Raw genomic sequence first — 6175 nt, 5'->3', positions numbered from 1 at the left:
TTTCAAAGGCATCGCGTGGGCGGTACGGTTCCATCCCCAAGGCTTCCTGGTCGGCGGAGGTGCGGACAAATCAGGCAAAGGCGAACTTTGGTTTTACAACGATGGCAGTGACGAGGCATTTCACACGTTCAAAATGAAAAGTGCTGCACGTGGAGTGGATCTTGTCGGGGAGGACCGATTGGCCGTCGCCCATGCCGATGGCCACGTCCGGCTGTACCAGATGACCGCCGAAGCCACCGAGCCGGAAGAAGCAACTGAGGTCGACTCGTAAAACAAGGCGTTCCTGCGTCCAAAAGGGCCTCTCAAGAGCCATCGCGACGTGGTCGGCGTCCGTGAGTGTTCCGATGGCACCCCCGAGCGCGAAATGGTTCAGTATTGCTTTCCAACTACCGAGGGAGAGGAAATTCATTAGAACGTTAGAGTCAGCAAATCTCAGATTTTAAATCCGAGCAAGTGACCTTTCAGGCCGCCGAACTGGATTTCGATTTCTCCGGCGAGTTCGGCTTGTTCGCAGACCACGGTGAAGTCGATCATCAGCGTCGGGGCTTTGCCGTTGTCGCCGATTCGCGTTCCCGTCGGTGTGACCGATTTCAACGGCCCGAATTTTTCAGTCACAACGTTTGCCATTGCTGCGAGTCGCTCTTGGCTGATGGCTTCTTGCAGGTTGGGATGGAACAATGCCCATGCCACATCGTGATTGCCGCTCAGCCATTGCTCCAAAAACTTTTTCCCCAATGCCTCGTACTGTTCGGTCCGCGTCGGCACGACGAACCAATTTGCCAAGGCCGGCGAGGTGACGTCGAATTGAATCAGTTTGCCGTCGAGTGTGACCAGTTTGGAGGTCGCGGTTCCCTTCTCAAACCGAACCGTGGCCTGAGACATCACGCGGGTGCCGGCGTCATTTTTCTCAATGCGAAATTCCGTCTGCGAGATGCTCTCGACTTTCCCTAGTCTTTGATCGATCGCGCGAACAAGTTCATGCATCACGGCGGGATCGATTTGAGAGGCCAGACTTGGATGCATCGACTGGGTCAGAGCATCCACCTCATTCGAAGCGATTTTTGCGAAGAAATCGCGTTGCAATTCGGAGGCTTTGGAAACGGTACCGGCGAACACGCCGCCCAAGACAATGACGCCTACGAGACCTGCGATCAATCCGCCGAGAACGTGCTTTTTAATCATCGAATGGTTTCCATCGTTTGAGGGGATGGGCAACACATTGCCCTGCACGGACACAGCGAAAAACCTCGCACGGTGTTACCATCTATTTCGATCAAGTGCAGTCAACGCAGGAAGTGGTGGCACAGAGGGAGAAGAACCCCAGCGGGGGTCAACAAATGACGCAGCGCGATCGGACGGCGCAAGCGGCGGCGTGATTCCGGCGATCCGCGTTCTGTTCAACCCCGTTGGGCAACGCTGTGAAGCATTTACTCCCTGCGTGTGACGAGGTGTTAGCGGCAGGGCGCAAGCCCTCCGGTCCCTCATCATTCCCGAAACACCGGAGGGCTCGCGCCCTACCGCTAAAAACGCTTCACAGCGTTGCCCATTGGGGTTGGCGGCCTGGACGCGAAATGTATCAGTATGACGTTCCACCCTCCCTGTCAGAGGTCGTGCAGTTTTCGGCGTCACCCACCTGACACGACCTGGCAGGAGGGGGGAATCGGGACGCTGTCTCAAACGTTTCGGTAAACAAGTTATGATGTGGTGAACTCGTCGGATCGACGGTGCCCTGACCGGCTGGAAGCCTCTCCCACTTTGTGGTGTCTGATCCTCTTTCGTCCCAACCTTTGTCTCTGCCATGCCCTGTAAACTTCTCGCCCTGGTTTGCTGCTTCGTTGGTTTGTTGACTGCAGCAATCGAATCCGCCGACGCCGCAGATCCCGACAAGCCGAACGTGCTGTTCATTTTCTTGGACGATTTCGGTTGGCGGGATGCCGGTTTCATGGGCAGCGACTTCTACGAGACTCCGAACCTGGATGCATTGGCGGCTCGCGGAATGGTGTTCACGGACGCCTACGCCGGAGCCGCGAATTGTGCTCCGTCGCGTGCCTGCCTGTTGTCCGGTCAGTACTCGCCGCGTCACGAGATCTACAACGTGGGGACGTCGCGGCGGGGAAATCGGAAACATGGGCGGCTGATGCACATTCCCGGCACCGACACGCTGCGAACCGACATTCGCACCTGGGCCCACTGCGTGCGAGACGCCGGCTACCGTACCGGCACGATCGGCAAATGGCATCTCAGCAACGACCCCCTGCCCTATGGATTCGATTTTAATTTTGCGGGCACGCACAGCGGCAGTCCGCCACGCGGTTATTATCCGCCGCACGGCAACATTCCCGAACTGGCCGATGCACCCGAGGACGAGTACCTGACGAACCGATTGACCGAAGAAGCGATCAAGTTCATCCGTCGCCAGTCCGATAAGCCGTGGTTCTTGTACTTGACGCATTTCGCCGTGCACACGCCGATCCAGGGTGAGCCGGAGCTGGTGAAAAAGTACGAACAGAAAACACCCGGCGAACTGCATGACCATCCCGTGATGGCGGCAATGATCGAAAGTGTCGATCGCGGCGTGGGTCGGATTATCAAGACGATCGAGTCGCTGGGGCAAACCGACGACACCATCATCGTGTTCACCAGCGACAACGGCGGCTACGGTCCGGCGACATCGATGAAACCACTGAAAGGATACAAGGGAACGTACTACGAGGGCGGCATCCGCGAACCGATGTTTGTCGTTTGGCCGGGGGTGACAAATCCGGGGACGACCTGCGACACGCCGGTGATCAACGTCGATTTGTTCCCGACGTTCTGTGAGATGACCGGCGCGGCGCTGCCGGATCAGCCCGTCGATGGGCTCAGCCTGCGCCCCCTGTTGGCCGGCGAAGCCGATCCGGCGTTCCAGTCGCGCTCGCTGTTCTGGCACTTCCCCGCGTATCTGCAAAGTTACCAACGAATCGACGAGCAGCGCGATGTGCTGTTTCGTTCGCGGCCTTGCAGCATCATTCGCAACGGAAAATGGAAGCTGCACGAATACTTCGAAGACGGCGGGTTGGAGCTGTACGATTTGGAGGCAGATCCCGGCGAGACGACCAATCTGGCCGCGTCACATCCGCAAGATCGAGACCGATTGCACGGGCTGCTCAAGGCGTGGCGAGAATCGACCGCTGCCCCCGTGCCGACCGAGCCGAATCCCGACTTCGACGCCGCCGACGAGGAGCGGGAAATCGCCAGACGCTTTAAAATAAAGGGATAAGTCTATCCCCTGAAACCTGGCAACTCTGAGATCAGCCGGTTCGCGCCAGCGCGAGGGGCGCCCATCAATGTCGATTGAGCGGAATTGGGGTTGCGCCCGGTGTTTTGCCGATCGAATGCGGGATGGAATGGACGTGATGGAATTAAATGCCGAGCAAAAGCGTGCCGCCGAGTTCGCCGGGGATGACGTGCTGGTCCTGGCCGGTGCGGGGACGGGAAAGACCAGCACCATCGTCGCCCGTGTCGTCCATCTGACGAAGATCGGCGTCGACCCGCGACGCATTCTGTTGTTGACCTTCACCCGCCGCGCCGCCCGCGAGATGCGGCATCGGCTGACCCAGCAGATCGGTTCCTCGGCCAAGACCGTGCCGACGGGAACCTTTCACAACTTTTGTTTGCAATACCTTCGTCGTTGGCCGGATCTGTTCGAGTGCGGTTCGTTGACGATCATCGACCGCGACGACCAGTTGCAACTGATGAAGCTCGCCCGCGCGAACGTGGTGGGGAAGGACGCCGCGTTTCCCAAGTCGGCCGAACTGGCCAATTACTATTCCTACGCGCGGAACACCAACCGTCCGGTCGCCGAGTACCTGGCCGAGTTCACCGACCATGACGAAGACGCAATCAAACGGATCAGCAGCGTCTTGCAGGACTACACCAAGCGAAAGCACGAGTGTCGATATTTCGACTACGACGACATCCTGCACCTGTTCGCCCGGCAGTTGCACCGCAGCCGGATCGTCCGTGAGAAGATGCAATCGCGTTACGACCATATTCTGGTCGACGAGATGCAGGACACCAATCCGCTGCAATGGTTGATCTTGGATGGCATGCGTGACCCGGCAAAATTGTTTTGTGTCGGTGATGACGCGCAAAGTATTTATGCGTTCCGCGGTGCCGACTTTCGCAACGTCCACTCCTTCACCGAGCGAGTCGCCGGCGCGCAGGTGCTGAAACTGGAGCAAAATTATCGCAGCACCCAGGAGATCTTGGATCTGTCCAACTGGTTGCTCGACCAGTCGTCACTGGGCTATGACAAGCACCTTCGGGCCGCCCGAGGTCCGGGCATCAAGCCGGTCCTGGTTGAATTGGACGGCGACTTTGAGGAGGCGGACTGGGTGGCATCGGATTTGATGCAGCGACATGAAGACGGTGATCCGTGGCGTGACCACATGATCCTGACCCGCAGTGCGTGGGCGGCCAGGAGCGTCGAAGCGGCCTTGATCGAAAACGACATCCCCTATCGATTCATCGGCGGCACGCAACTGCTTCAATCGGCACACGTCAAAGATCTGCTCAGCCTGCTGCGTGTGATCGACAATCCCGCCGACCAATTGGCGTGGATGCGTTATCTGACATTGTGGCCGCGGATCGGCGAAAAGACGGCGGCGACCACGATCGGCAAACTGTTGGCGATGCCAAACATCAAAGCCATCAGCGAGTTCCTGGCCGATCAATACAAAACCAATCCGCGTCTGGCCGAATCGATCACCGAGTGTCTGACGTGCTGGGATCGGCCCAGTGACGTCATCGGCGCCGCGACGGACAAGATGACGCCGCTGCTGGAAAAGAAATACGATGACTGGGATCGTCGCAGCAAGGACCTGAAGTTGCTGCAACGATTGGCGGCCAAGCATCAATCGGTCGGTGAGTTTTTGGAAACGTACACGCTGGACCCGATCACCGAATCCGAGGCCAGCAACGAAGACGTCGACGATTTGGTGACGCTGATCACCGTTCACAGTGCCAAGGGAACCGAAGCACCGGTGTGTTATCTGATCGGAGTCCAGCCGGGAAACTATCCCCATGTCCGCAGCATCGGCGACGACGACAAAGAGGAAGAGGAGCGACGGGTGTTGTACGTCGCGATGACGCGTGCCCAGAACGAACTGTTTCTGACCGGCACCCTGCGGTCGCACGGTGCCTATGTCCCGCACCACAATCGGTTTTATCAATCCGGCGGATCAAGCTCACAGCCGTACTTCTTGAGTGACGTGCCGCCGGAACTGGTGCAGTCGGATCTGGACATCGACACCGATCCGTTCGACGCGCCGATCACATCGTTTCGGGGTTGAGAGCTAGCGGAACGTCGCGAGCCGTCCGGTTTGACCTTGCAAGACCGGAGGGCTCGCGCCCTACCGCTACCAAAAAGCACCCCGATTGATGTCAACGCAGGCGGAATTGCCGCGAGCTACGTGCCTCAAAGGGCAAGGTCCTCACCGCTACGCCGCGGTTATCCCGAAATCACCAGGATCGCGGTGTCGGCGTTCAGGTTGGGATCGTCATCGGCGTCGATGCGTTTGCCCAGGGAGGCATCGACATAGATCTCTTTTTCCAAACGAAGCGACATTTGGCGGCACAAATCGTGAACATCGGCGATGCTGGGAAATCGTCGGTTGGGCGTGTTGTACCACTCGAACGCGAATTCGCCGGGGGCTTTGGGCGAACGCCCTCGGACGACATAGTCTTCTCTGAGTTTTCGGTAGGCAAAGTTAGGAAAGCTGACGATGATCCGCCGACCGACACGGATCATTTCCTGAAACAGTGTTTCCACGTTGGCGACCGCTTGCAAGGTCGCGCTCAAGATGACCACGTCGAATTGATTGTCGATGAAGGCCGGTAAACCATGGTTCAGGTCATAGTCGATGACATCGATGCCTCGGCGTCCGGTTTTGACGATGCTCTCCTGTTCGACTTCGACGCCGACGAGTTTCTGATGCCCTCGTTTGTGAAGCGCGGCCAACAGGTGACCATCTCCACAGCCCAGATCGAGTACCGACGCGCCGTCGGGAATCTCGGCGAGGATCAACTCTTCGACTTCCGAGATCGCGGCCGGTGTGGTGTCGATGTCACCGAGGCGAGCTTGCACCAACGGTCCGTACTGGGCGATGTCTTCGGCGATTAAAAAGGAATCGTG

The 6175-nt window shown here is 58.1% G+C and carries 5 protein-coding genes; 3 read left to right on the top strand and 2 right to left on the bottom strand.

Going from position 1 to position 6175, the window contains the following annotated elements:
* On the top strand, positions 1–271 hold a 271-nt coding region (locus ABX749_RS17925; protein ID WP_372897167.1), incomplete at its 5' end, for a hypothetical protein.
* Positions 272–432: 161 nt separating this feature from the next.
* On the opposite strand, the gene ABX749_RS17920 is transcribed toward ABX749_RS17925, so the two are convergent.
* Entirely contained in the window at positions 433–1182 is a 750-nt protein-coding gene (locus ABX749_RS17920; RefSeq protein ID WP_372897166.1) for a hypothetical protein, read from the bottom strand.
* A gap of 661 nt (positions 1183–1843) precedes the next feature.
* Here ABX749_RS17920 and ABX749_RS17915 point away from each other — a divergent pair.
* Both ABX749_RS17915 and ABX749_RS17910 read left to right on the top strand, forming a co-directional pair.
* On the top strand, positions 1844–3259 hold the full coding sequence (locus tag ABX749_RS17915; protein ID WP_372897165.1) for a sulfatase: 1416 nt from the start codon (positions 1844–1846) through the stop codon (positions 3257–3259).
* A 136-nt stretch (positions 3260–3395) separates the two neighbouring features.
* On the top strand, positions 3396–5333 hold the full coding sequence (locus ABX749_RS17910) for an ATP-dependent helicase (protein WP_372897164.1): 1938 nt from the start codon (positions 3396–3398) through the stop codon (positions 5331–5333).
* Between the two features lie 158 nt (positions 5334–5491).
* On the opposite strand, the gene metW is transcribed toward ABX749_RS17910, so the two are convergent.
* Positions 5492–6175: methionine biosynthesis protein MetW (gene metW / locus ABX749_RS17905; protein WP_372897163.1), on the bottom strand; the 684-nt coding region annotated here is incomplete at its 5' end.

The sequence above is a fragment of the Stieleria sp. genome (assembly GCF_041595215.1).
Lineage (GTDB): Bacteria > Planctomycetota > Planctomycetia > Pirellulales > Pirellulaceae > Stieleria > Stieleria magnilauensis.
Note: the sequence above shows the minus strand (reverse complement) of the source record. Positions and strands in the feature narration are given on the sequence as shown.